The sequence below is a fragment of the Burkholderia sp. ABCPW 14 genome (assembly GCF_001523835.1).
Classification (GTDB): domain Bacteria; phylum Pseudomonadota; class Gammaproteobacteria; order Burkholderiales; family Burkholderiaceae; genus Burkholderia; species Burkholderia mayonis.
Map to the genome: position 1 here is coordinate 1 of NZ_LOVS01000080.1, position 25,670 is coordinate 25,670.

A 25,670-nucleotide genomic window follows, 5' to 3' on the forward strand; every position below is an offset into this window, starting at 1 on the left:
GCCGTGGTAGCCGTTCCTGCGCGAGATCACGACCTTCTTCTGCGGCTGGCTCTGCGTGCGCCAGTATTGATGGACGACGCGCAGCACCGTGTCGTTGCCTTCCGATCCGCTGTTGCAATAGAAGAAGTGATTGAACGACGGCGGCGCGATCTCGGCGAGCAGCGCCGACAGTTCGATGATCGGCGGGTGCGTCGTCTTGAAGAACGTGTTGTAGAACGGCAGTTCCTGGAGCTGCCGATACGCGGCGTCCGCGAGTTCCTTGCGGCCGTAACCAACGTTCACGCACCAGAGCCCGGCCATCCCGTCGATGATCTTGTTGCCGTCGGAATCCCACAGATAGACGCCTTCGGCCTTGACGATCACGCGGCTGCCGGCGCGATTGAGCGCGCCCATGTCGGAAAACGGATGGATGTGATGCGCGGCGTCGAGCGCGCGGTATGCGGCGGTCGTGCGGCGTTGTTCGGCATGTGCGCCGGCCGCAGGTGCGGCGGGCTGGACCCATGCCGATTCGTTCAGTCGGTAGCTCATCGTTGCCTCCTGTATAGATGCGGCTGCGTTTGCGTTCAGACGTGCAGCAGCAGATGCTTGCGTTCCCACGAACTGATCACGCGGAAGAACGCTTCGTATTCGGTTTCCTTCAACGCGAGATAGGCCTTCACGAACTTTTCGCCGAGGATGCCGGCGAGCGGCTCGCACGCGGACATCAGCGTCAGGCCTTCTTCGAGATTGCGCGGAAGCTGGTACGGCAGGCTGTAGCCGTCGCTGACGAGCGGCTCGGTCGGCGTGAGGTGCTGCGTCATGCCGAGATAGCCGGCCGCGAGCGTGCCCGCGATCGCGAGATACGGATTGCAGTCGACGCCCGGAATCCGGTTCTCGACGCGGCGCGACACCGACGACGAATGCGGAATCCGGAAGCCGACCGTGCGGTTGTCGTAGCCCCACTGCACGTTGATCGGCGCGGCCATGAAGCGGGACAGCCGGCGATACGAGTTGATGTACGGCGCGAAGATCGGCATCAGCGCGGGCGTGTATTTCTGCAGCCCGGCGATGTACCCGTAGAACATGTCGGTCGGGCTGCCGTCGGCGGCGGTGAAGAGGTTACGTCCGGTCTCTTCGTCGACGATGCTCTGATGCACGTGCATCGCCGAGCCCGGCTCGTTCTCCATCGGCTTCGCCATGAACGTCGCGTACATGTGATGCCGCAGCGCCGCTTCGCGCACCGTGCGCTTGAACAGGAACACGCGGTCGGCGAGATTCAGCGGATCGCCGTGCAGGAAGTTGATCTCCATCTGCGCGGCGCCGACTTCGTGAATCAGCGTGTCGACTTCGAGATCCTGCACTTCGCAGTACTCGTAGATATCCTCGAACAGCGGATCGAATTCGTTGACCGCTTCGATCGAGTACGACTGGCGTCCCGTCTCCGGCCGCCCGGTGCGGCCGATCGGCGGCGCGAGCGGGAGATCCGGGTCCTTGTTCATGTCGACCAGATAGAACTCGAGCTCCGGCGCGATCACGGGCTTCCAGCCTTTCGCCTTGTAAAGCTCGAGCACGCGGCGCAGCACGCGGCGCGGCGAGATCTCGACGGGCGTGCCGTCGAAGTGCACGCAATCGTGAATCACCTGCGCGGTCGGATCGATTGCCCACGGAATCAGGCGAATCGTCGACGCGTCGGGCAGGCACACCATGTCGGGATCGGTCACGCCCGTCAGCGTGCCGTCTTCCGGATAGTCGCCAGTGACAGTCTGGATCATCACGGCCTGCGGCAGGCGCATCGATTCGCCGGTTTCGAACTTGCTGCGCGGAATGATCTTGCCGCGCGCGATGCCGGCCATGTCGGGGATGATCGCTTCCACTTCGGTGATCCGATGTTTCTTCAGGAATTCGTCGATGTCTTGCATGATCGTTCTCGTTGTAGTGGGCCGGTTCACGCGTGGACCGCATGCGCCGGCAGCAGGTCGGCGTCGTTCTGCATTCGGGCGCGCATCCGGTCGCGACATGCGTCGCCGAACGCGCGGAAGATCGCGGTGGACAGCGGATCGTCCGCGTGCTTCCACTCCGGATGCCATTGCACGCCGAGCGCGAATGCGCGTGCGCCCGGCACGCCGGCGGCTTCGACGAGGCCGTCGGGCGCGACCGCTTCGATTGCAAGGCCCGCGCCCAATTGCGCGATGCCCTGGCTGTGCAGCGAATTCACGCGCGCGTCGGCCGCGCCGCCTAGCAGGCGCTGCAGCAGCCCGCCGGGCGCGAGCCGAATCGCGTGCGCCGGCGCGTACTGCGCGTCGAGCGCGTCGCGCTTGTTTTCGCGGTGATCGTTGAAGCCTTCGACCGCATGCACGTGCTGATGCAGCGTGCCGCCGAACACGACGTTCATCTCCTGGAAGCCGCGGCAGATCGCGAGCACCGGTACGCCGGCGTCGATCGCCGCGCGCACGAGCGGCAGCGTCGTCGCGTCGCGCGCCGGGTCGTGCAGCGTGCCGGGCGCGCTCGGCTGGCCGCCGTAACGATGCGGCTCGACGTTCGAATAGCTGCCGGTAAACAGCAGTCCGTCGACGGCGGCGAGCACGTCAGGAGTCGCTTGCCGCGCGCCGAGCGCGGGCACGAGCATCGCGAGCGCGTTTGCGCCGTCGACGATTGCCGTGATGTACTTCTCGCCGGCGACGTGCGATGGATGCGCGCCCATCATTGTTTTATCCGCGGTGATTCCGACCAATGGTTTGCTTTGCATGAATTTCACGTTCGATGAACGCCGGGATTGCGAATCGCGCATCGAAAATCGCAATACGGCAGGCGTGACAGAGCCCGTCAGCTTCACGCAATGCGCGAAGCCGCTGAGAGAGAGGCGCGACGGACGAGCGACGGCGGCAAGCCGACAACCGCACGGCACGCAACGAATGGGGATGACGCTTGCTTGAATCGAACGCGCGGCGCAACGGGGATGGTCGAGCGCACGCGCGACGATGCGGCACGCCGCTGCGCCGATCAGGCGTCAGGGCATACGCTCGAAGCGAACTGCGTCAGAAGGAGAGGCGCTACGGCAGCAGCGAGGCGACTTCGTCGATGTGCACGGCGATGTAGGCGCGTGCGGAGACGGCGTTGTGACGTCGTACGGAACGACGGGACAGGATGGTGAAGACGGAAGGAAGCAGGCGAGGAACAAGCGCGCCGCTGCTGCCGTCGGAGAGGGCGACGTCATGCGGGATGCTTGCCGCATGTCTTCGATCCCACCTTACCAGAGGGCCACGGACTCTCACGATTACACTCGACTGGTGACGTTGAAAGTTTTGAACACCCCGGTTCATCGAACGCACTCGGCGTTTAATAAATCGGGGCGGCGGTCCGGCGGCAAGATCGCCAACGCGTTGCCTACTTCGGACACCGTCGGAACGCGCTGCAACATGACGATGATGTGACGCCGACCTGTGGATCAGCATATACGAGCCAAAAACGGCGTCAAATATTTTTCAAAAATACGGATCACTATGCTCTTTCTGTGGCGGGCATCAATCCTGCATAAACGATTGCATGCGGCGGCGTGCATTATTTCGAACGCCTTTCAGGGTTTTCCCGGACAGAAATCAATTGAAAGTGATTAGAATATTCGACACTCGAGCCACGCAATCGTCGGTCGTCGACGCTCCCAATCGTGTCGGAATCCCTATCGATGTCCAATGAAGTCGCCACCCGTCTGCGTCACATACGCATGAAGTACGGCCTGTCGCAACGCGAGCTCGCGAAGCGCGCGGGCGTCACGAACGGCACCATCTCGCTGATCGAACAGAACCGCGTCAGTCCATCGGTAGGATCGCTGAAGAAATTGCTCGAATGCATTCCGATGAGTCTCGCGGAGTTCTTCACGTTCGAAGTCGACGAGAACCGTTCGGTCGTCTCGCGCCGCAGCGAGATGCCGAACCTCGGCAACGACGCGATCGGCTTCTATCTCGCGGGCTCCGGCGTCAAGGACCGCAACATGTGCATCATGCGCGAGGTCTATCAGCCGCTCGCGGACACCGGTCCGGAAATGCTCGCGCATGCGGGACACGAGGGCGGCGTCGTCGTGTCCGGGCAGATCGAGCTGACTGTCGACGGCACGACGTGGCTGCTCGATCCCGGAGACAGCTACTACTTCGAGAGCCGCTTGCCGCACCGTTTTCGCAATCCCAGCGCGGAGTACGTCTGCGAGGTCGTGTCGGCGAATTCGCCGCCCACCTTCTGACGACGCGCCAACGTGATTCGCCGCCGCCGCGCGCCGCAAGTGAGCGGCGTCACGTGCATCGTTACGCATGGCGAATCAAATCCTACGAGGCAATCCCGATGGACAAGACGACTTTGGCTTACTGGCAGGACAAGGCTGCGACGCTCGCGATCGAAGGGCGCGCATTCATCGACGGCGCGTATCGCGACGCGCACGGCGGCAAGACGTTCGATTGCGTGAGCCCGATCGACGGCCGCGTGCTCGTGAAGGTCGCCGATTGCGGCGCGGCCGACGTCGACGCGGCGGTGGCCGCCGCGCGGCGCGCGTTCGACGCGCAGGTGTGGGCGGGCCTGAGCCCGCGCAAGCGCAAGGCGATCCTGCTGCGCTGGGCGGCGCTGATGCGCGAGCACCTCGACGAGTTGTCGCTGCTCGAGACGCTCGACGCGGGCAAGCCGATCGGCGACACGACGACGGTCGACGTGCCGGGCGCCGCGTATTGCGTCGAGTGGTTCGCGGAAGCGATCGACAAGGTCGGCGGCGAAGTGGTGCCCGCCGATCATCATCTCGTCGGCCTCGTCACGCGCGAGCCGCTCGGCGTCGTCGCGGCGGTCGTGCCGTGGAATTTCCCGATCCTGATGGCGTCGTGGAAGTTCGGGCCGGCGCTTGCCGCGGGCAACAGTGTCGTGCTGAAGCCTTCGGAGAAATCGCCGCTCACGGCGATCAAGGTCGCGCAGCTCGCGCACGAGGCGGGCATTCCGGCCGGCGTGTTCAACGTCGTGCCGGGCGGCGGCGAACCGGGCAAGCTGCTCGCGCTGCATCGCGACGTCGACTGTCTCGCGTTCACCGGGTCGACGGGCGTCGGCAAGCTGATCATGCAGTACGCGGGGCAATCGAACCTGAAGCGCGTGTGGCTCGAACTCGGCGGCAAGTCGCCGAACATCGTGCTGCCCGATTGCCCGGATCTCGATCGCGCGGCGAAGGCGGCGGCGGGCGCGATCTTCTACAACATGGGCGAGATGTGCACGGCGGGCTCGCGTCTCCTCGTGCATCGCGACATCAAGGACGCGTTCGTCGAGAAGCTCGTCGCCGCGGCGCGCGCGTATGCGCCGGGCAATCCGCTCGATCCGAACGTGTCGATGGGCGCGATCGTCGACGAGGTCCAGCTCGAGCGCGTGCTCGGCTACATCGAGTCGGGCCGCGGCGAAGCGAAGCTGCTGCTCGGCGGCGCGCGCGTGAACGAAAAGGGCGGCGGCTTCTACATCGAGCCGACCGTGTTCGATACGACGCCCGACGCGAAGATCGCGCGCGAGGAAATCTTCGGCCCGGTGTTGTCGGTGATCACGTTCGATTCGGTCGACGAAGCAGTGAGGATCGCGAACGACAGCGATTACGGGCTCGGCGCGGCGGTGTGGACCGCGAACCTGACGACCGCGCACGAAGTCGCGCGGCGGCTGCGCGCGGGCACGGTATGGGTCAACTGCTACGACGAAGGGGGCGACATGAACTTCCCGTTCGGCGGCTACAAGCAGTCGGGCAACGGCCGCGACAAGTCGTTGCACGCACTGGAGAAGTACACCGAGCTGAAGTCGACGCTCGTGCGGCTGCGCTAAAGGATTCGCAAGCCAGCGCGGCGGCGCGAACGCATCGCGCCGCCGCGTTCCCAATGAATCCGACCGCCGGCCCGTTCGCCTTTTCCCTTGCAGCGCCGCGAACGAGCCGGTCGCTCCAACGGGTCATTCGATGAATGAAACGCTCTATGGCGACGGCGCGATCCGCCGTCCCTCTCTCTACGGTTCCTCGATCGAAAACACTTACGCGGGCGTGCTGTCGTTCATGCGACGCAACTACAGTCGCGATCTCGACGGCGTCGACGTCGCCGTGTCCGGCGTGCCGCTCGATCTCGCGACGACGTTTCGCTCCGGCGCGCGCCTCGGCCCGTCCGCGGTGCGCGCGGCGAGCGTGCAGCTCGCGGAGCTGCATCCCTATCCATGGGGCTTCGATCCGTTCGACGATCTCGCGGTGATCGACTACGGCGACTGCTGGTTCGACGCGCACAATCCGCCGACGATCAAGGCCACGATCGTCGAGCACGCGCAGACGATCCTGCGATCGAACGCGAAGATGCTGACGTTCGGCGGCGATCACTACATCACGTATCCGCTGCTGATTGCACATGCGCAGAAGTACGGCGGGCCGCTGTCGCTGATCCATTTCGACGCGCACTGCGACACATGGGCCGACGACGATCCGGACAGCCTCAATCACGGCACGATGTTCTACAAGGCGGTCGACGAAGGGCTGATCGATCCGAAGACGTCGGTGCAGATCGGCATCCGCACGTGGAACGACGACTATCTCGGCATCAACGTGCTCGACGCCGCGTGGGTGCACGAGCACGGTTCGCGCGCGGCGCTCGAACGCATCCGGTCGATCGTCGGCGACCGGCCCGCTTATCTGACATTCGATATCGACTGCCTCGATCCCGCGTTCGCGCCGGGCACGGGCACGCCGGTCGCGGGCGGGCTGTCGTCCGCGCAGGCGCTGTCGATCATGCGCGGCCTCGGCGGCGTGAACCTGATCGGCGCGGACGTCGTCGAAGTCGCACCCGCGTACGACCAGAGCGAGATCACCGCGATCGCGGCCGCGCACATCGCGTGCGATCTGCTGTGCCTGTGGCGGCAGCGCAAGGTCGGCGCGCGCTGACCGACGGTGCCGAATGCCGCTCGCGCCTATTTCTGGAGCGAGCGGCGCGCAAATGGCTGGCTGGGACGACAACGAAATTTGGGCGCGAGCGGAGGCGAAGCATGGCATTTGCGATCAAATGCCGAAGTGAGCGATCCGCAGGCGAAGACGTTCGCGTTTACCGCGCAAAAGACGATGTACGGCGGCAAGCATGTCGCCGCGGGCGACACGATTTTCGTGCTCGCGAGCGAGAGCGAGGGTGGGCACGGCCTCATCGCGCGCGGCATCGTGACGTTTGTCGAAGCAATCGCGAAGCTCCCCGGCGTGGCCCGGCAAACGCCGCGCGTGAGCGTCGCCATCGAGCGCATGGCGCATGCGAAGCGGCCGCTCGGACGAAACGAACTCAGGCGCTTCGCCGACCGGCGCGACGGTCAGCCCGCAACCGAGCTCAACTTCAAGCTCTATCGTCAGGCGACGAACAAGATCGTCGGCATCTCGGACGAAGCGGCGGCGTTCCTCGACACATTCTTCATCTAGCGCGACCGGCTGCCGGCCGATGGATGCCCGGTCGCGCCTTATGCGATTCGCCGATAAGTTTGTGCCAATCCGTTATTGGAGCGATCGACTGCACGTTTCTATACTCGACACCGGACTGGCACTCATCGAACCCGAGTGCCAACGACTTCGATAAGGAAACCTGAGAATGAGCCTACGTCCGCTCCACGATCGCGTCGTCGTCAAGCGACTCGACCAGGAAACCAAGACCGCGTCGGGTATCGTCATCCCGGACAGCGCGGCAGAAAAGCCCGACCAGGGCGAGATCGTCGCTGTCGGCCCCGGCCGGCGCGACGCCGACGGCAAGCGTGTCGAACCCGACGTGAAGGTCGGCGAGCGCGTGTTGTTCGGCAAATACGCCGGGCAGCCCGTGAAGGTCGACGGCAACGAATTGCTGGTACTGCGCGAAGAAGAAATCGTCGCGGTCGTTCAATCCTGAGGAGCGTCGAGTCATGGCAGCGAAAGAAATCATTTTTCACGATGGCGCGCGCACGAAGCTCGTCGAAGGCGTCAATCTGCTCGCGAACGCGGTGAAGGTCACGCTCGGCCCGAAAGGCCGCAACGTCGTGCTCGAGCGCAGCTTCGGCGCGCCCGTCGTCACGAAGGACGGCGTGTCGGTCGCGAAGGAGATCGAGCTCGCGGACAAGGTGCAGAACATCGGCGCGCAGCTCGTGAAGGAAGTCGCATCGAAGACGAGCGACGCCGCGGGCGATGGCACGACGACCGCGACCGTGCTCGCGCAGGCGATCGTTCGCGAAGGGCAGAAGTACGTCGCCGCCGGCCTGAATCCGCTCGATCTGAAGCGCGGGATCGACAAGGCCGTGCTGGCCGCGGTCGAGGCGCTGAAGAAGATCAGCAAGCCGACGACGACGAGCAAGGAGATTGCGCAGGTCGCGACGATCTCGGCGAACGGCGAGGAATCGATCGGCCAGCGGATCGCCGAGGCGATCGACCGCGTCGGCAAGGAAGGCGTGATCACCGTCGAGGACGGCAAGTCGCTCGCCGACGAGCTCGATGTCGTCGAAGGGCTGCAGTTCGATCGCGGCTATCTGTCGCCGTACTTCATCAACAATCCCGATCGCCAGCTCGCGGTGCTCGACGAGCCGTTCATCCTGCTGTACGACAAGAAGATCTCGAACATTCGCGATCTGCTGCCGGTGCTCGAGCAGGTCGCGAAAGCGGGACGGCCGCTCCTCATCATCGCCGAGGACGTCGAGGGCGAAGCGCTGGCGACGCTCGTCGTCAACAACATTCGAGGCATCCTGAAGACCGTCGCGGTCAAGGCGCCCGGCTTCGGCGACCGCCGCAAGGCGCTGCTGGAAGACATCGCGATCCTGACGGGCGGCCAGGTGATCGCCGAGGAAACCGGCCTCTCGCTCGAGAAGGCGACGCTCGCCGAGCTTGGGCGCGCGAAGCGCATCGAGGTCGGCAAGGACAGCACGACGCTCATCGACGGCGCGGGCGACAAGCCGAACATCGAGGCGCGCGTGAAGCAGATCCGCGCGCAGATCGCCGACGCGACGTCCGACTACGATCGCGAGAAGCTGCAGGAGCGCGTCGCGAAGCTCGCGGGCGGCGTCGCGGTGATCAAGGTCGGCGGCGCGACCGAAATCGAAGTGAAGGAGAAGAAGGATCGCGTCGACGATGCGCTGCACGCGACGCGCGCGGCCGTCGAGGAAGGCATCGTGCCGGGCGGCGGCGTCGCGCTGATTCGCGTGAAGCAGGCGATCGCGGACTTGATCGGCGCGAACGCCGATCAGAAGGCCGGCATCAACATCGTGCTGCGCGCGCTCGAAGAGCCGCTGCGCCAGATCGTCGCGAACGCGGGTGAAGAGGCGAGCGTCGTCGTCGCGACGGTCGCGGCCGGCGAGGGCAACTACGGCTACAACGCGGCGACGGGCGAATACGGCGACCTCGTCGAATCGGGCGTGCTCGATCCGACGAAGGTCACGCGCACCGCGCTGCAAAATGCGGCGTCGGTCGCGGGGCTGCTGCTGACGACGGACGCGACCGTCCACGAAGCGCCGAAGGACGCGCCGTCGCCCGCGCCGGCGGGCGTGCCTGGCGCGGGCGGCCCGGGCTTCGACTTCTGAGCGCGTGGCGCAGCCGTGGATGCATGCTGCTCGACAGGCGCGCGCATGCACGGCGCGCGCCTGGGTGTGATGCGGTGACGCAGGCCGATGCACGGCATCGAACGTGACGCATGACGCGTGACGCACGATGCACGGCACGCAAAACGAAGCGCCGTACATCGAACCGAATGCCCGCCAAGCGGCAGGCGTCGAACCGAACCGTTCGACGCCTGCCGCGTTGCGTTTATTTCCCTTGCTCATAAGCGTCCAATGAAACGTTGGTTTGTCTGCCGGCGCGGTGCCGTTATCGTAATGCGATTACCATCGCATTCGACCAACACGACACGACCGGGGGCGCGACGCATGCAGGCGCATACAGACAAGATCATCCACTGGCTGCTGTCGAGCCTCGAGCCCGTCAGCTCGATCTTTCACGTCGGCCAATATTGCGGCGACGGCTGGCGCGCGTCGACGGCCGGCCGCGCGCGGGCGAGCTTCCACGTCGTGCTGCATGGCGGCTGCTGGCTGCATATCTCCGACGGCCGCGCGAGCGTGCCGCTCGCCGAAGGCGACGCGGTGTTCCTGATGCGCGACCTCCCGCATGCGCTGACGTCCGGCGCGACGCCGCCCGCACGCACGGGCGATGCCGTGCGCACGGCGCCCGCCATGCAGCGCTTCGATCCCGACGCGCGGGACGCGGTCGGCCTCGCATGCGGCTTTCTCGCGTTTCGCAACGGATCGAGCGACTGGATCGCATCGTACTTGCCCGATTGCGTCGTGGTTCGGCGCGGCAGCGCGGCGGCCGAACAGATCCATGCGATCGTCGGGCTGATCCGCGCGGAGGCGGCGAAGCCCGGCTCGTTCGACGAGCCGTCGCCGCTGATCGCGCGGCTGACCGAGCTGCTGTTCTTCTACGCGGTGCGCGACGCGGTCGACGACGATTCGCTCGCGAGCGGCCTCGCGCCGCTGATGCGCCGCGCCGAATTCGCGAGCCTGATCGCGGCCGTCATCGACCGGCCGGGCGGCCCATGGACGACCGATGCAATGGCTTCGTTCGCGCACATGTCCCGCGCGACGTTCTTCAAGCGCTTCGTCGATGCGTGCGGCCAGCCGCCCGCGCAATTCGTCACGCTGATCCGGATGAAGATCGCGGCCGAGATGCTGCGGCAGGGCGGGGCGATCGCGCGTGTCGCCGAATGGGTCGGCTACCAGTCGGAATCGGCGTTCGCGCATGCGTTCAAGCGGACCGTCGGGCTGCAGCCGGGCGCATACCGGCGCGAGCAGGGCGGTGCGCCGCCGCTCGGCCGCACGGCCGACGGCCCGCATGCCGCTGGAGCGAACGCCGCTTTGCATTGAGCGGGCTCCGTCGCTTCGCCGTTACGCGGAAGCGTCCGCTTCGTCCTTTCGTTCGCCGCTTCGCACGCGTGGACGAATTCGCAGCACTCGCAGACTTTCGCGCATTGCCCGCCATCGGCGAGCTTCGGACAATGGTGCATCCCATCCGGAGCCTCACATGAGCCGACTTCCTCTTCTCACGCCGAGCGATGCGCCCGAAGCGAGCGTGCCGTATCTCACCCGGACGCTGAACAACAACGGCTTCCTGCCGAATCTCGTCGCATCGCTCGCGAACGCGCCGACGGCGCTCGAAACCTATCTGGCCGTCGCCGAGATCAACGGCCGCAGCGGCCTCACGCTCGCCGAGCGCGAGGCCGTGCAGATCACGGCCGCCGCGACGCACGGCTGCGGTTTCTGCGTCGCCGGGCATACGGCGGTCGCGCTGAAGAAGGCGCACGTCCCGAATCCGGATGTCGATGCGCTGCGCGCGGGCGAGCCGCCCGCCGACGCGCGTCTCGCGGCGGTCGCGACGTTCACGCGCGCGGTGATCGCGACGCGCGGCGCGGTCAGCGACGTGCAGTTCGATGCGTTCATCGCCGCAGGCTTCACGCGCGCGAACGCGCTTGAGATCGTGCTCGGCGTGAGCCTCGCGACGCTCTGCAACTTCGCGAACAATCTCGCGCAGAACGAATTGAATCCTGAACTGGCCGCCTACCGATGGGAACCGCGCACGCAACCCGCCTGACCCGGATCGCGCTTGATCCGGCGCTGACCGATTGGCTCGACGCGCATGCGGCGTCGCTCGACGCTTCGTCTGCATCGAAACAGCAGCTCGTGCCGCGCCTCGCCGCGGCGGGCGCGTTTCGCGCGGGCGTGCCCGAGCGCGACGGCGCGGCGGCCGACGTCGTCGAGGCAGTCGCGACGATCGCCGCGCTCGCCCGGCATTCGCTGACGGCCGCGTTCGTATGCTGGGCGCAGCGGACCTTCATCGAATATCTGCTGCACAGCCCGAATGCCGGGCTGCGCGCGCGCTGGCTGCCGTCGCTGCTGAGCGGCGAGGCGGCCGGCGCGACCGGCCTGTCGAATGCGATGAAGTATCTACAGGGGATCGAATCGCTGCAGCTCGACGCGACACCCGATCCTTCGTCTTCCGAAGCATGGCGTTTGAACGGCGCGTTGCCGTGGGTGACGAACGTGCGGCCGGGCGGTGCGCTGGTCGCGGTCGCCGTTGCGCACGACGGGCGCGCGGCGTCGATCTTCGCGGTGCGCGACGATGCGGCCGGTCTCACGAGAAGCGACGACCTCGATCTGATCGCGTTGCGCGGCAGCAATACGGCCGCGCTGCGGTTCGACGACGTCGCGCTTGACGCGCGCTGGCGGATTCACGACGATGCGCACGCGTTCCTGCCTGTCGTACGCCCCGCGTTTCTCGGGATGCAATGCGCGATGGCGATCGGGCTCGCGAGCCGCTCGCTCGACGAGGCGCGCTGCTCGGCGGGCGCCGCGCGACGTGTGCTCGAAACGGAAATCGCCGCCGCGAGCGATGCGCTCGACGCGACCGTCGAGCGTCTCGTCGTCGGGCTGCGCGACGGCACGTTCGGCGCGCAGCGCGCACGGCTCTTCGAGATCCGGATCGCGCTCGCCGAGCTCGCGCAGACGGCGGTGCAGCTCGAGCTGCAGGCGAGCGGCGGCCGCGCGTACGTGCGTCGCGACGGCGTCGACAACGGCTTCGACAACGGCTTCGACAACGGCTTCGACAACGGCTTCGACAACGGCTTCGAGCGACGCTGGCGCGAGGCCGCGTTCGTGCCGGTCGTCACGCCGAGCCTCGTGCAATTGAAGAGCGAGCTCGCGAAGCACGCGGCGCGCGACGCCGCATGAGCATGTCGCGCCTCGACGCTCGCGCGCTGACGCTCGCCTACGACGCGGCGCGCCCGCCCGTGCTCGACCGCTTCGATCTCGCGGTCGACACGGGCGAACGGGTCGCGGTGCTCGGTGCGAGCGGCGCGGGCAAGTCGAGCCTGCTGCGCGTGCTGGCCGGCCTGCGCAAGCCCGCGTCCGGCTCGATCGCGATGGCGGGCCGCACGCTCGACGGGCCTCACCCACACGTCGTGCTGATGTTCCAGGAGGCGAGCCTGCTGCCGTGGCTGTCGGTCGAGAAGAACGTCGCGTTCGGGCTCGACTTCAAGCGACAGCCGCGCCTGACGCGCGACGAACGCGCGCGGCGCGTCGCGTGGGCGATCGACGAAGTCGGGCTCGCGCATGCGCGCGGCTACTATCCGTCGCAACTGTCGGGCGGGATGGCGCAGCGGGTCGCGCTCGCGCGCGCGATCGCGCGGCAGCCGCAAGTGCTGCTGCTCGACGAGCCGTTCGGCGCGCTCGACGCCGCGACGCGCACCGACATGCAGGACCTGCTGCTGCGCGTCGTCGCCGACACGCGGGCGGCGACGGTGCTCGTCACGCACGACATCGACGAGGCGCTGCGCGTCGCGGACCGGATCGTGTTGCTCGACGGGCGCGGCGGGACGGCCGGCGTGTGGACGATTGCCGCGCATGCGGCGGCGCGCGGAGGCTTCGAGATGCGCTCGCGCGAGGGCGATCGGCGCGATGCGTCGGATGCGCGCGGCACGCTTGCGACTGACGCCGCGTCTCGTCTTTCCGTCGAGCCCGACGTATCGAAGGCATTCGTGATCCGCGCTGCATCGGCTACGTGCGATGCGTCGCGGAGCGAATTCGAACAGCGCGAGCGACTCGAACGTCTCGACGCGCTGCGCGTCGAGATCCTCCGCACGTTGCGCGCGCTGCGCGACGCGCCCGAAGCCGAGCGGCACGCACGCGCGAGCGACGCGTTTCCCTCTTTCTGATTTCTTCATCCTGTCAACGGACCGACCATGTGCGATGTACCGATCACACGCCGCGAGTGGCTGAAGCTCGCCGCGCTGTTCACGAGCGCGGCGGCGATGCCGCTCCTCGCGCAACGCGCCGCGCGCGCGGCTTCCGAGCCCGATGCGCCGGTGCGGATCGGCTATCTGCCGATCACCGATGCCGCGCCGCTCCTCGTCGCGCATCACAACGGCTATTTCGAAGCGGCGGGCGTCGCGGCCGAGAAGCCGCGGCTGCTGCGGAGCTGGGCGCAGCTCGTCGAGGCGTTCCTGTCGGGGCAGGTCAACGTCGTTCATCTGCTGTCGCCGATGACGGTGTGGGCGCGCTACGGCAGCGGCGTGCCGGCGAAGGTCGTTGCGTGGAATCACGTGAACGGCTCGGCGCTGACGGTCGCGCCCGCGATCGACGACGTCCGCCAGCTCGGCGGCAAGACCGTCGCGGTGCCGTTCTGGTATTCGATTCACAACGTCGTGCTGCAGCACCTGTTGCGCGAGAACGGGCTCTCGCCGGTGCTCAAGCGCTCGGGCGGCGTTGGGGCGAACGAAGTGAACCTCGTCGTGATGGCGCCCGCCGACATGCCGCCCGCGCTCGCGGCCGGGCAGATCGCGGGCTACATCGTCGCGGAGCCGTTCAATGCGGCGGTCGAACTGATGAAGATCGGCAAGATCCTGCGCTTCACCGGCGACGTATGGCAGAACCATGCGTGCTGCGTCGTGTTCATGCACGAACAGGATCTGAACGCGCGGCCGCAGTGGTCGCAGAAGGTCGTCGACGCGATCGTGAAGGCGCAGCTCTGGGCGCGCGCGCATCCGGACGAGACCGCACGGCTGCTGTCGAAGGAGGGCGCGCAGCATTACACGCCGCACACCGTGCAGGCGCTGTCGCGCGTGCTCGCGCCGTCGGCCGCGCTCGACGCCGACTACCGCGCGCGCGGCGCCATCCGGCACGCCAGCTGGCGAGAGAGGCGGATCGATTTTCAGCCGTATCCGTTCCCGAGCTATACCGAAGAGCTCGTGCGGCGCTTAAAGCGCACCGCGATGGACGGCGATGCGCGCTTCCTCGAACGGCTCGATCCGGCGCGCGTCGCGGGCGAGCTCGTCGACGCGCGGTTCGTCAGGAAAAGTATTGCGGCCGTCGGCGGCCTCGCGGCGTTCGGGCTGCCGGAATCGTACTCGCGCGAGGAGACGATCGTTGTCTGACGTATCGGTTCGGCGCGCGTCGGCGGGCGGCGGCGCGGCTTCTCGTCGTGAAGGCGAAACGGCATTGCGCGCGGCGGCCTCGTCCGTGCATGCGCGCCGCCGATCGTTTGCGCATCCGCTGCGCGAAGCGGCGATCGGCATCGGCGGGCTCGTTTGCACGATCGCGCTCTGGTGGGCGGCGACGCACGGGCTCGCGGGCCCGCAATCGCTCGCCCGCCTGTTCGCGCCGGAGCGCGCGCTCGACAGCGTGCCCGCGCTGCTGCACGACGAGCGCCTCGTGATGCATGTGCGCGTGAGCGTCGTGCGCGTCGCGACGGGCCTCGGCATCGCGCTCGTGCTCGGCGTGCCGCTTGGCCTCCTGATCGGGCGCGTGAAGTGGCTCGACGCGCTGCTGTCGCCGACGTTCCAGTTCCTGCGGATGATCTCGCCGCTGTCATGGATGCCGCTCGCGGTGATGTCGTTCGGCATCGGCGAGCGCTCGATCTGCTTCCTGCTCGCGTTCGCCGCGTTCTGGCCGATCCTGATGAGCACCGCGTCGGGCGTCGGCCAGATCGACCGGCGCTGGCTCGAACTCGGCGAGAGCCTCGCCGCGACGCGTGCCGAACTGGCGTGGCACGTCGTGCTGCCGGCGATCACCGCGTCGGTGCTGAGCGGCGTGCGGCTCGCGATCGGGGTGCTGTGGATCGTGCTCGTGCCGGCCGAGATGCTCGGCGTGAGTGCTGGGCTCGGCTATCTCGTGCTCGATACGCGTGACCGGCTCGCGTATTCGGAGCTCGCGGCGGTGATCGTCGTGATCGGCGCGATCGGGCTCGCGCTCGATGCGCTCGCGCGGGCCGCGCTTGCCCGCTGGACGAAGGCGCGCGCGTGACGCGACGCGCGGTCGCTTCACGCGTCGCCGGCTCGGCGCGCGTGCATGCGCGGTGCCCAGGCCCAGGCCCAAGTCCAAGTCCAAGTCCAAGTCCAAGTCCAAGTCCAAGTCCGTGCCCGCGCGGAGCACGCGTGCTTGCCGCTTCGCATGCTGCGAAGCGGCAAGCAACTTGCTACCCGTTGCGCGACAATGCGTACCCCGCGCCCCGATTTTCCGTCGCTCGTCGGCTTTCCGTTGATCCGGCCGTAGTTTTCCGCGCGGCGGCCGCGCGCCGCCGATTGCGGCGGAATGGCGGCTGCGGTATGGTCGTCGAATGCGGCGCCGCGCCGCTCTCGATCGCCCCACGTGCCGGTGGCCGGCGTGTCGAGCCCATGATCCACGCGCAATGCCGTAGAGAGGCTGTCCATGGCGACCATCGCATCCGAGTTCCACCTCGCTCCGCAACAATTCTCCACCGACGTGCTACTGGAAAAATACGCGAAGGGCGACGAACGAACGGTCGACGACATCTATCGCCGCGTCGCGCACGGCGTCGCGCAGGCGGAGCCCGCCGCGCTGCGCGACGAAATCGAGGCGCGCTTCGTCGAGCACCTGCAGCGCGGCGCGCTCGGCGCGGGCCGGATCATGAGCGCGGCGGGCAGCTCGATCGCGGCGACGCTGATCAACTGCTTCGTGCAGCCGGTCGGCGACTGCATCCAGGGCGTCGACGAGCGCGGGCTGCCCGGCATCTACGTAGCGCTGCTGCAGGCGGCCGAGACGATGCGACGCGGCGGCGGGGTCGGCTACAACTTCTCGGCGATTCGCCCGCGCGGCGCGTACGTGCACTCGACGGGCTCGAGCGCGTCCGGGCCGTGCAGCTACATCGACGTGTTCGACGCGTCGTGCCGCACCGTCGAAAGCGCGGGCGCAAGGCGCGGCGCACAGATGGCGGTGCTCGATTGCGATCATCCGGATCTGCTCGAATTCATCGAAGCGAAGCACTCGAAGGGCCGCTGGAACAACTTCAACATTTCGGTCGCGATCACCGATGCGTTCATGGACGCGGTCGAGCAGGACCAGCCCTGGCAGCTCGTGCATCGCGCGGAGCCGTCGCCCGCACGGCGCGCGGCGGACGACCTGCATCGGCGCGACGACGGGATGTGGGTCTATGCGGAAAAGCGCGCGCGCGCGATCTGGGACAAGATCATGCGCTCGACGTACGACGTCGCCGAGCCGGGCGTCGTGTTCATCTCGAAGATGAACGACGACAACAACCTGCGCGCGGTGGAAACGATTCGTGCGACGAATCCGTGCGGCGAGCAGCCGCTGCCCGCATACGGCTGCTGCAATCTCGGGCCGCTCAATCTGACGCGCTTCGTGATCGACCCGTTCGCGCAGTTGCAAGGCGGCGACAGCCTGTTCGACTGGGATGCGCTCGCCGAGCGCACGCGCACGCAGGTGCGCTTTCTCGACGACGTGCTCGACGTGACGCTATGGCCGCTGCCCGAGCAGCGCCACGAAGCGGAACAGAAGCGGCGGATCGGCATCGGCTTCACGGGCCTCGGCGATACGCTCGTGATGCTCGGCTTGCGCTACGACTCGCAGGAAGGCCGCGATTTCGCCGCGCGCGTCGGGCGCGAGATGCGCGACGCGGCGTATGACGCGTCGGTCGAGCTCGCGCGCGAGCGCGGCGCGTTTCCGCTTTTCGACGCGGACCGGTATCTCGAAGCGGGCACGTTCGCGTCGCGCCTGCCCGACGACATCCAGGACGCGATCCGGCGCGACGGCATTCGCAACAGCCACTTGCTGTCGATCGCGCCGACGGGCACCGTGAGCCTCGCGTTCGCGGACAACGCGTCGAACGGCATCGAACCCGCGTTCTCGTGGACCTATCAGCGCACGAAGGTCATGGCGGACGGCAGCCGCCAGACGTTCGCCGTCGAGGATTACGCGTACCGGCTGTATCGCGAGCTGGGCGGCGACGTCGACGCGCTGCCAGACTATTTCGTCAGCGCGCTGCAGATGTCCGCGCACGACCATCTCGCGATGATGGCGGCCGTGCAGCCGTACGTCGACACGTCGATCTCGAAGACGGTCAACGTGCCCGCTGATTATCCGTTCGACGATTTCGAGAGTCTCTATTTCGACGCGTGGAAGAGCGGCCTGAAGGGGCTCGCGACGTATCGGCCGAACGAGACGCTCGGCGCGGTGCTGCACACGTCCGAGCCGGAGGACGCGCTGACGGAGGCGGACCTCGATCCGCTGCGGATCGCGATCGACCATCGGCCGAAGGGCGAGCTGCCCGCCGTGATCGAGAAGGTCGAATACCTGACGCAGCTCGGCAAGAAGTCGCTGTACGTCGCGGTGTCGTTCATGGAAGTGACGGGGCGCATCGGCGGCGAAGAGGTGACGATCGAGCGGCCGATCGAGTTCTTCATCCCGGTCGGCCAGCGCGACGAGTCGCAGCAATGGATCACGGCGACGATGCGCTCGCTGTCGCTCGCCGCGCGCGGCGGCTTCGTCGCACGCAATCTGCAGGATCTGCGCAAGGTGTCGTGGGACCGCGGGCAGGTGCGGCTCGGCGAGACGCAGCGGCTCGACGGCCGGCGCATTCCGCTGTGGCACGATTCCGAGGTCGCGGCGCTCAGCTTCGCGATCCAGCAGATCCTGCATCGCCGCGGCTTCCTCGATGCGCAAGGCAATCAGGTGCCGTCGCGCCTGCTCGCGACGCTGCCGCGCGGCGGCGCGGATTTGCGCGCGGTCGCCGCGATGCTCGCCGCCGAGACGGAACCGGCGGGCGGCGAAAGCGACGACGAGACGGTTGCGGCAACGCGCAGCACCGCCGAACTGCGCACGATGTTCGGGCGCAAATGCAACTCGTGCGGTGCGAATGCGGTGATCCGCAAGGACGGCTGCGATTTCTGCACCGCGTGCGGCGAGATCGGCGCCTGCGGTTGACCGTTCGAGGCGCGCGCCGGCGCGGCAGTCGGCGCGCGATTTCCATGAGGCACGGCCGTGCGGGGCTATCGATCGCGCGCGGCGCTTCGATTCACGATCGCTTCGCTCGATAGGCGCTGTCGCACTGTTGCCCCGGCGCTTGCGCGCGATGTCCGCACTACGTGACGGCGAGATGCCCGGAGCAATCGATTTCGATTCGGCTGCCATCGCGCGCATCGTCCGGGCGCCGCGCGACGCGCCGATTTTCCACCGAAGCATCACGAGAACAGGATCGGCGTCAGCCGGACCTCTCCAACTTTCGGTCTGCCCCATCTCATGCTGATTCATCCGGATCGCTTAGCCGCCCGAGCGGCAGCGGCCTATCCGCGCGGCGAATGAACCCGTTTGCGTCCTCGTTCGAGCCGAGCGCTGAGGGAGGATCGATGCGTCGCGTGCGCGCTGCTTCGGCCATCGCATATTGACCGGATGACGATTCTGTCGTACCGCCGAAATTTCCTGATTGGGCGATTGAATGGATGGATAAATGTCTGGAACGCTTCATTTGGTTGAATTTCGGTTCAGTGACGTGAATTGAAAATGGCTATATAAAAATATAAACGCCTTTGTTTCCATATTTGAAATGTCAAATCGCGTGAGCGAACTTTATATGAAATATTTTGGCTGCCATAAAAACGATCTACCCGAGTTTTTTGACGAGTCAACGAAATGGACGGGAACCCGAAATCCCGAGGCTCCAATGCCTTAGGGGTTGAATAGTCGACTATTTAGGACGGTGTTTTCAGGCAAGGGCTTTATTTTTCTGAAATTTGTTTTTAATATTGCGCGCTCAAGATCGGCGGAAAGATATTTTCAGGTCATGGAAACTATTTGAAAGGGTCCAGTGGATTGAAATGATCGAATTTCAGGATGTGCCGGCCTGAATGGGATCGAAATTTCAATCCGAACGCTTCCGATGAATCGCCGGTTGCGGCGGTCATTGTTTTCCGGAATTCGAATGTGGTGAGTGGCCGCGACGAGAATGCCGCCGCCCGCGCCGTCGGGGAAACGGTGGGGCGAGCGTCGGCGCGTCGGCGGACGCAGGCCTGCGTTCGATCGGAGCGCGCTCGATCAATCGACGAAGCCGGCATGCGGCACGCGCGGCTTCGCCGGCGTCCGGCTCGCGTCGCATGGCGCGTGCGATGCCGAATCACCCCGGTTTCTCAGTCAACTTCTCGTGAGCACTGACGATGGACAATTTTTGCCGCATGAATCTGCCTGCAACGACCGATCTGCCGGAGTTCGTCTTCGAGTTGCCGGGCCTGCAGTTTCCGGCGCGCATCAATTGCGCGGCGGCGCTCCTCGATGCCGCCGTGACCGAGCGCGGATGGGGCGATCGCGTCGCGATCAAGACCGAATCCGGCGTCGCGTGGTCGTATCGCGACCTGTTCGAATACAGCAACCGGATCGCGAACATGCTGGTGCGCGACGGCGGCCTCGTTCCGGGCAACCGGGTGCTGCTGCACGGAACCAATCATCCGTTCCTCGCCGCCGCGTGGTTCGCGGTCGTCAAGGCGGGCGGCGTCGCCGTGACGACGATGCCGCTGCTGCGCGCGGGCGAGTTGTCGAAAGTCATCGCGCAAGCGAAGGTCTCGCATGCGCTCTGCGAGGCGTCGGTGTCGGCGGAATTGCAGGCGGCCATGGCGGCTGCGCCCGGCGTCGAATTCGTCCGCTGCTACGAAGCGGACGAGACCGGCGCGTTCGAGCGGTTGATGCGCGAGTACCCGGCCACGTTCGAGGCGGTCGACACGCGCGCCGACGATCCGTGCATCGTCGCGTTCACGTCTGGCACGACCGGGCGGCCGAAGGCGACCGTGCATTTCCATCGTGACGTGATGGCGATCTGCCATTGCTTTCCGCAGCACGTGCTGAAGCCCGACGCGGACGACGTGTTCTGCGGCTCGCCGCCGCTCGCGTTTACGTTCGGCCTCGGCGCGCTGCTGCTGTTTCCGCTGAGCGTCGGCGCGAGCGTCGTGCTGTTGCAGCGGGCGAAGCCGGAGCGGCTGCTCGCCGCGGTCGACGCGCATCGCGTCAGCATCCTGTTCACCGCGCCGGCCGCCTATCGCGCGATGCTCGACGCCGTCGACGACCATGACATCTCGAGCCTGCGCAGATGCGTGTGCGCGGGCGAGGCGCTGCCGGTGCCGACGCGCAACGCGTGGCTGGCCCGGACGGGCATTCGCATCATCGACGGCATCGGCGCGACCGAGATGCTGCATATCTTCGCGTCGGCGGATGAAGCGCGGGCGAAGGAGGGGGCGATCGGCAAGGCGGTGCCCGGCTACCGGCTCGCGATCCTCGACGAGCGCGGCGAGCGTCTGCCGCCTTACCACGTCGGCCATCTCGCGGTGCAGGGGCCGACCGGCTGCCGCTATCTGAACGACGCGCGGCAGCGCGACTACGTGCAGCACGGCTGGAACCTGACGGGCGATGCCGCGTATCTCGACGAGGACGGTTACCTGTTCTACCAGTCGCGCGCCGACGATCTGATCATCAGCCTCGGCTACACCATTTCGCCCGCCGAAGTCGAAGAAGCGATGCTGCGCCACGCGGACGTGCTCGAGTGCGGCGTCGTCGGCGCGCCCGACGAGCGCGGCGGCACGCTCGTGCGCGCACACGTCGTGCTGCGTCCGGGCGTGAGCGGCTCCGATGCGCTGACGGCGGCGCTCCAGCAGCATGTGAAGGCGCTGATCGCGCCTTACAAGTATCCGCGGCGCATCGAGTATCACGCGAGCGGACTGCCGCGCAACGAGTCCGGCAAGCTGCAGCGTTTCAAGCTGCGACAGGCGGCCGAGGACGCGCAAGCGGCCTGACGGCCGTGCGGGCCGGCCGCGCACGGCACCGCCGCGCAGCCGGCCGGCGATCGGCATCGACAACGTCAAACCCACACAAGATCGAAGCGACATGAAAATACTAGGAGCGGGTATTGCAATATCGGACGGCGCGAAGCACGCGCTTGCGTTTGCGAACGACTATGCGGTCAAGGCGGCGAGGCAGGCGCTCTCGAAAGCGCGCTGCCTGCCGTCGGAGCTCGACCTCATCGTCAGCTTGTCGGTCTCTCCGAACCGGATGGCGGACGCGGCGCCCATCGCGGGGCCGCGCCTCGCGCATCCGGTGCAGCGCGATCTGCGCGCGGCCAACGCGGCCGTGTTCGATCTGCTCGACGCGGACTGGACGCTCGCGCTCGATTTCGTGCAGAGCCATTGCCGTCAGCTCGGCTACCGCCGCGCGCTCGTCGTGAAAGCAGAGGCGCTGGCCGACGTCGACGGCACCGCGTCGAGCGGCTTCGCCGACGGCGCGGGCGCGATCGTGCTGACGCCCGGGCGCGACGATCGCTATCACGCGAGCTACGCGGATCTCGACGCGCCGAGCCTCGCGACGCTCGACGCCGTGCCCGCGCGCCGCACGCACGAAACCGGCGTCGTCGCGCGCTTCGACAGCGGTTTCGATCCCGCGACCGGCCGCTTTCGCACGCAGCCGGGCAACGCCGACGCGGCCGTATGCGCGGTCGTCGCCGACGTGCGCGGCAAGGTCGATGCGCACGTGTGTGAACTGTTTCGTGAGTCGTGGCTGCGCGGCTGGCTGTCGGACGACGCCGGCTTCGCGAGCGAGTCGCGCGTCGACGTGATCGACGGCGCGGCCGACATTCCCCCCGCATTCCAGCTACCCGCGTGGCTCGCGACCCGCGCGAGCGGCGCCGCGGGCGCGCGCGGCGACACGCAGATCGTCGCCGCGCTGACGCTCGACGTGTTCAAGCCGCGCATCGCATGCATCGCAATGGAGATCTGATGTCCTACAACGTTCGTATGGCCAGTCTGGCGTGCAATCTGCCGTCGCGGTTGCTGCGCAACGACGATCCGGTTTTCGACGAAGTCGAGCCGATTCCTTCCGAGTGGTGGCACTTCTGGGGAATCAAGTCGCGCTACGTGATCGATCCGCGCGCGGGCGAATCCGAGCTGGCGATGGCGGAGCACACGGCGCGCCAGGCGCTCGCGCGCGCAGGCGTCGAGGCGGCCGATCTCGATCTCGTGCTGTTCAACATCACGTCGCCGTTCGTCACCGCGGAGGGCGGCGCAAGGCGCTTCGCGCCGCGGCTCGCGCGCACGCTGCGCGATCGGCTCGGCGCGCACCGCGCGCTCGACGCCGATGTCGAAATGGAATGCGCGAGCTTCGTGCTGCAACTGCAGCTCGCGACGAACCTGATCAAGCAAGGGCGCGTCAAGCGGGCGCTCGTGTGCTCGTCGGAGCGGATGTCGTCGGTCGTCGACTATGCGAGCAAGTCGTCGACGACGTTCGGCGACGGCGCGGCGGCCGCTGTGCTCGTGGCCGACGCGCACGATCCGCACGGCGCGGACTGGCTGAACGCCGTCTATCGCAGCGACGCGACGCACTACGATCTCGCGACGATGCAATGGCGCTACCCGAAACCCGCAGCGAACCGCGACGAAGCGGAGCGTCAGGCCGAGCGCTTCGGCGCGTATTTCACGCTGAAGCCGGAGGCGCAGGAGCAGATCGCGCGCTTCATGCCCGAGGCGATTCCCGACATCGTCGAGCGGCTGCTGCGCAAGAGCGGCCTGAACACGGACGACATCGACGCGATGGTGTTCCATCAGCCGTCGGAGATCCTCGTGCGCGCGTGGGCGCAGCGCCTCGGTCTCACGCCGGACCAATACGTGATTCGCCTTGCCGACTGCGCGTGCCTCGTGTCGGCCGCGGTGCCGCTCGCGCTTTACGAATCAATCCGCAGCGGCGTCGTCAAGCCGGGCTCGCAGGTGGTGATCGCGGGCGCGGGCGCCGGCTGGGGCTTCGGCGCGCAGCTATGGCGCTGGGGCGAAACGGTCGTGACCGACGCGGATTCGACCGTCGATGCCGCGGAGGCCGATCATGCCGCGTAACCTCGTCATCGCCGGGCTCGGGTACGCGCTGCCCGAGCGGATCGTCGGCAACGACGAGGTCGCGAGCGTCATCGACACGAGCGACGAATTCATTCGCACCCGCACCGGCGTGCTGCATCGCCGCTACCTCGCGCCCGGCCAGCAACTGGCGGACCTCGCGTGCCCGGCCGCCGGGCGGGCGATGGCCGACGCCGGCGTGACGCCGGCCGACATCGACCTGCTGATCGTCAACACGCTGTCGCCGGATCATCACGATCCGTCGCAGGCGTGCTACATCCAGCCGCGGCTCGGGCTGCGCGAGGTTCCGTGCTTCGACATCCGGGCGCAATGCAGCGGCGGGCTGTACGGGATCGAAATCGCGCGGCATTTCCTCGCGAGCGGCCTGTATCGCAACGTGCTGCTGATCTGCGCGGAAGCGCTGTCGCGGCGGATCGACACGAGCAACGCGGGCCGCAACCTGTCGATCCTGCTGAGCGACGGCGCCGCCGCGATGGTGCTGCAAGGGCAGGCCGACGCGACGCGCGGCCTCGTCGACCTGTCGCTCGGCGCGGACGGCACGCAGTTCGATCTGCTGCAGACGGAGGCGCCCGGCGCGAAGCGGCCGAACTTCATCGATGCCGACGACATCGCGGCGGGCCGCCACTACTTCCGGATGCGCGGCGCGGACATGTTCGAGGACGCGACGCGCCGCATCGTCGACGCATGCCGTCAGATGCTGGACAAGCACAAGCTGACGCTCGGCGACATCGGGCTCGTCGTGCCGCACCAGCCGAACCTGCGGATCATCGACGCGGTGATCGAGCAACTCGGCCTGCCGCGCGAGCGCTGCATGATCTCCGTCGAGCACCTCGGCAACATGGCGAGCGCCGCGTTTCCGGTCGCGCTCGCGCTCGCGCACGAGCAAGGGCGCATGCGAGCCGGGCAACTGAACCTGCTGGTGACCTACGGCGCGGGCGCCACCTGGGCGTGCGCGCTCTATCGGAGCTGAAGGAGCTGAACGACATGCAGCACTGCACCCCTGGCTGGATCGACTCGCGGCTCGCCATCGTCGGAAGCGCGGAAGTGCCGCTGTACGTGGTCGTCAACGACGAAGCCGCGACGCTGATCGAAGGCGGGTTGAGCGGCATGACCGAACTGGTGTGGCGACAGCTTCACGATCTGCTGAAGGACTACGGCGGCATCCGGCATCTGCGCTACTGGCTGATCACGCATTCGCACTATGACCATTGCAGCCTGCTCGGGACATTGAAGGCGCGGATGCCGTGGCTGCACGTGGTCGGCTCGCCCGGCACCGCCGACGCGCTGCAGAGCCCGTCCGCGTGCAGGACGATCAGAAAGCTCGATGCTCAGGCGTCCGTTGCGTGGGAGCCGGTCGCCGAAGCCGATCTCGCGGACCTGTCCGAAGTCCCGCTGTACCCGGTCAATCCGGGCACGGCGCTCGACATCGGCGAAGGGATGCGGATGCGCGCGATCGGGCTGCCGGGCCACAGCGTCTGCCTGTTCGGCTATCACTGCCCGCAGCTCGACCTGCTGTTCGTGTCGGACGCGCTCGGCGAATACCACGGGCCGACGCAGTGGCTGCCCCTCGTGTTCCAGGATCTGTCCGCGTACCGGCAGTCGCTCGCCGTCATCGAGCGGCAGCAGGCAGCGCGGATCGCGCTGGGCCATCACGGGATCGTCGGCGGCGACGTCGCGCGGCACGCGGTCCGGCACGCGCGAGCCGGCCTCGCGGCGCGCGACGACGAAGCGTGCTCGGCGCGCGGCGATGCGGCCGCGACGCGCGCGCTCGCGCAGCAATGGACCGAGCGCTATGCGGCGCGCAGCGCGAAAGTGGTGCCGCGCACGTTGCATCTGAAGAGCATGGAACGAATGATCGACCTGTTCCAGCGCGCCGCGTAGGCGCGCGAACGCCGACGCGGGCGTTGCCCGCGTCGATTGCCTCACCGGCCGGCTCGCCTCGGATCTTCGGCGCCGGCCGCCGAACGCAACCACCACGACCGTGGGTTTCATTTCCTG

At 67.2% G+C, this 25,670-nt stretch carries 22 protein-coding genes and 2 pseudogenes; 19 read left to right on the plus strand and 5 right to left on the minus strand.

Going from position 1 to position 25,670, the window contains the following annotated elements:
* The 3 genes from WS62_RS11710 to WS62_RS11720 all read right to left on the minus strand — a co-directional run.
* The coding region (locus tag WS62_RS11710; protein ID WP_156440955.1) for an aminotransferase class III-fold pyridoxal phosphate-dependent enzyme at nucleotides 1-528 on the minus strand (528 nt) is incomplete at its 3' end.
* Nucleotides 529-563: 35 nt separating this feature from the next.
* A complete protein-coding gene (locus WS62_RS11715; RefSeq protein WP_066570982.1) occupies nucleotides 564-1,898 on the minus strand; it encodes a glutamine synthetase family protein in 1,335 nt (444 codons plus the stop codon).
* Nucleotides 1,899-1,924: 26 nt separating this feature from the next.
* The gene (locus tag WS62_RS11720) at nucleotides 1,925-2,725 is read right to left on the minus strand and encodes a gamma-glutamyl-gamma-aminobutyrate hydrolase family protein (RefSeq protein ID WP_082720903.1); all 801 of its coding nucleotides are present in this window, start codon (nucleotides 2,723-2,725) and stop codon (nucleotides 1,925-1,927) included.
* Between WS62_RS11720 and WS62_RS36275 the strand changes: the two genes are divergently transcribed.
* Nucleotides 2,724-2,912, plus strand: coding sequence for a hypothetical protein (locus WS62_RS36275; RefSeq protein WP_156440956.1), 189 nt, complete (start codon nucleotides 2,724-2,726; stop codon nucleotides 2,910-2,912). The two genes, WS62_RS11720 and WS62_RS36275, sit on opposite strands and share 2 nt — an antisense overlap.
* Before the next feature lie 117 nt (nucleotides 2,913-3,029).
* Here WS62_RS36275 and WS62_RS38070 read toward each other — a convergent pair whose 3' ends face one another.
* Complete coding sequence (locus WS62_RS38070; protein WP_071811507.1) at nucleotides 3,030-3,233, minus strand: hypothetical protein; 204 nt, start codon at nucleotides 3,231-3,233, stop codon at nucleotides 3,030-3,032.
* Nucleotides 3,234-3,661: 428 nt separating this feature from the next.
* Between WS62_RS38070 and WS62_RS11730 the strand changes: the two genes are divergently transcribed.
* The 13 genes and pseudogenes from WS62_RS11730 (at nucleotide 3,662) to WS62_RS11790 (ending at nucleotide 18,723) form a co-directional block, all read left to right on the plus strand.
* Nucleotides 3,662-4,213, plus strand: a complete 552-nt coding sequence (locus WS62_RS11730; protein WP_066570985.1) for a cupin domain-containing protein — start codon at nucleotides 3,662-3,664, stop codon at nucleotides 4,211-4,213.
* A 98-nt stretch (nucleotides 4,214-4,311) separates the two neighbouring features.
* Complete coding sequence (locus WS62_RS11735) at nucleotides 4,312-5,802, plus strand: aldehyde dehydrogenase (protein WP_066570986.1); 1,491 nt, start codon at nucleotides 4,312-4,314, stop codon at nucleotides 5,800-5,802.
* A 130-nt stretch (nucleotides 5,803-5,932) separates the two neighbouring features.
* Complete coding sequence (speB, locus tag WS62_RS11740) at nucleotides 5,933-6,895, plus strand: agmatinase (protein ID WP_066570987.1); 963 nt, start codon at nucleotides 5,933-5,935, stop codon at nucleotides 6,893-6,895.
* 101 nt (nucleotides 6,896-6,996) lie between these two features.
* A pseudogene (locus WS62_RS11745) lies at nucleotides 6,997-7,411 on the plus strand (hypothetical protein).
* A gap of 166 nt (nucleotides 7,412-7,577) precedes the next feature.
* On the plus strand, nucleotides 7,578-7,868 hold the full coding sequence (locus tag WS62_RS11750) for a co-chaperone GroES (protein ID WP_066570988.1): 291 nt from the start codon (nucleotides 7,578-7,580) through the stop codon (nucleotides 7,866-7,868).
* Between the two features lie 13 nt (nucleotides 7,869-7,881).
* On the plus strand, nucleotides 7,882-9,522 hold the full coding sequence (groL, locus tag WS62_RS11755; RefSeq protein WP_066570989.1) for a chaperonin GroEL: 1,641 nt from the start codon (nucleotides 7,882-7,884) through the stop codon (nucleotides 9,520-9,522).
* 342 nt (nucleotides 9,523-9,864) lie between these two features.
* Complete coding sequence (locus WS62_RS11760; protein WP_066570990.1) at nucleotides 9,865-10,857, plus strand: AraC family transcriptional regulator; 993 nt, start codon at nucleotides 9,865-9,867, stop codon at nucleotides 10,855-10,857.
* A gap of 157 nt (nucleotides 10,858-11,014) precedes the next feature.
* Nucleotides 11,015-11,581 carry a carboxymuconolactone decarboxylase family protein gene (locus WS62_RS11765; protein WP_066570991.1) on the plus strand — a complete coding sequence of 189 codons (567 nt, stop codon included), beginning with the start codon at nucleotides 11,015-11,017 and terminating at the stop codon, nucleotides 11,579-11,581.
* Nucleotides 11,554-12,717: an acyl-CoA dehydrogenase family protein gene (locus WS62_RS11770; protein WP_066570992.1), complete on the plus strand. Its 1,164-nt coding sequence runs from the start codon at nucleotides 11,554-11,556 to the stop codon at nucleotides 12,715-12,717. Before WS62_RS11765 ends, WS62_RS11770 begins: the two co-directional genes overlap by 28 nt.
* Nucleotides 12,714-13,400, plus strand: a pseudogene (locus WS62_RS11775) (ABC transporter ATP-binding protein); the annotation flags it as partial. The gene WS62_RS11770 and the pseudogene WS62_RS11775, both read left to right, overlap by 4 nt.
* A gap of 327 nt (nucleotides 13,401-13,727) precedes the next feature.
* On the plus strand, nucleotides 13,728-14,918 hold the full coding sequence (locus WS62_RS11780; protein WP_066570994.1) for an ABC transporter substrate-binding protein: 1,191 nt from the start codon (nucleotides 13,728-13,730) through the stop codon (nucleotides 14,916-14,918).
* Nucleotides 14,911-15,786: an ABC transporter permease gene (locus WS62_RS11785; protein WP_082720901.1), complete on the plus strand. Its 876-nt coding sequence runs from the start codon at nucleotides 14,911-14,913 to the stop codon at nucleotides 15,784-15,786. Before WS62_RS11780 ends, WS62_RS11785 begins: the two co-directional genes overlap by 8 nt.
* Before the next feature lie 405 nt (nucleotides 15,787-16,191).
* On the plus strand, nucleotides 16,192-18,723 hold the full coding sequence (locus WS62_RS11790; RefSeq protein ID WP_066570995.1) for an adenosylcobalamin-dependent ribonucleoside-diphosphate reductase: 2,532 nt from the start codon (nucleotides 16,192-16,194) through the stop codon (nucleotides 18,721-18,723).
* A 313-nt stretch (nucleotides 18,724-19,036) separates the two neighbouring features.
* Here the strand turns inward: WS62_RS11790 and WS62_RS36280 are convergent, their stop codons facing one another.
* Nucleotides 19,037-19,264 (minus strand): hypothetical protein, encoded by a 228-nt coding sequence (locus WS62_RS36280; protein ID WP_156440957.1) that lies wholly within the window; start codon nucleotides 19,262-19,264, stop codon nucleotides 19,037-19,039.
* A 685-nt stretch (nucleotides 19,265-19,949) separates the two neighbouring features.
* Here WS62_RS36280 and WS62_RS11795 point away from each other — a divergent pair.
* The 5 genes from WS62_RS11795 (at nucleotide 19,950) to WS62_RS11815 (ending at nucleotide 25,553) form a co-directional block, all read left to right on the plus strand.
* Complete coding sequence (locus tag WS62_RS11795) at nucleotides 19,950-21,572, plus strand: AMP-binding protein (protein ID WP_066570996.1); 1,623 nt, start codon at nucleotides 19,950-19,952, stop codon at nucleotides 21,570-21,572.
* A gap of 91 nt (nucleotides 21,573-21,663) precedes the next feature.
* Complete coding sequence (locus WS62_RS11800; RefSeq protein WP_066570997.1) at nucleotides 21,664-22,548, plus strand: hypothetical protein; 885 nt, start codon at nucleotides 21,664-21,666, stop codon at nucleotides 22,546-22,548.
* Nucleotides 22,548-23,654, plus strand: coding sequence for a 3-oxoacyl-ACP synthase III family protein (locus tag WS62_RS11805; RefSeq protein ID WP_066570998.1), 1,107 nt, complete (start codon nucleotides 22,548-22,550; stop codon nucleotides 23,652-23,654). Before WS62_RS11800 ends, WS62_RS11805 begins: the two co-directional genes overlap by 1 nt.
* Nucleotides 23,644-24,642, plus strand: coding sequence for a ketoacyl-ACP synthase III (locus tag WS62_RS11810; RefSeq protein WP_066570999.1), 999 nt, complete (start codon nucleotides 23,644-23,646; stop codon nucleotides 24,640-24,642). Before WS62_RS11805 ends, WS62_RS11810 begins: the two co-directional genes overlap by 11 nt.
* A 14-nt stretch (nucleotides 24,643-24,656) precedes the next feature.
* Nucleotides 24,657-25,553 carry an MBL fold metallo-hydrolase gene (locus WS62_RS11815; RefSeq protein WP_066571000.1) on the plus strand — a complete coding sequence of 299 codons (897 nt, stop codon included), beginning with the start codon at nucleotides 24,657-24,659 and terminating at the stop codon, nucleotides 25,551-25,553.
* Nucleotides 25,554-25,670 lie beyond the last annotated feature (117 nt).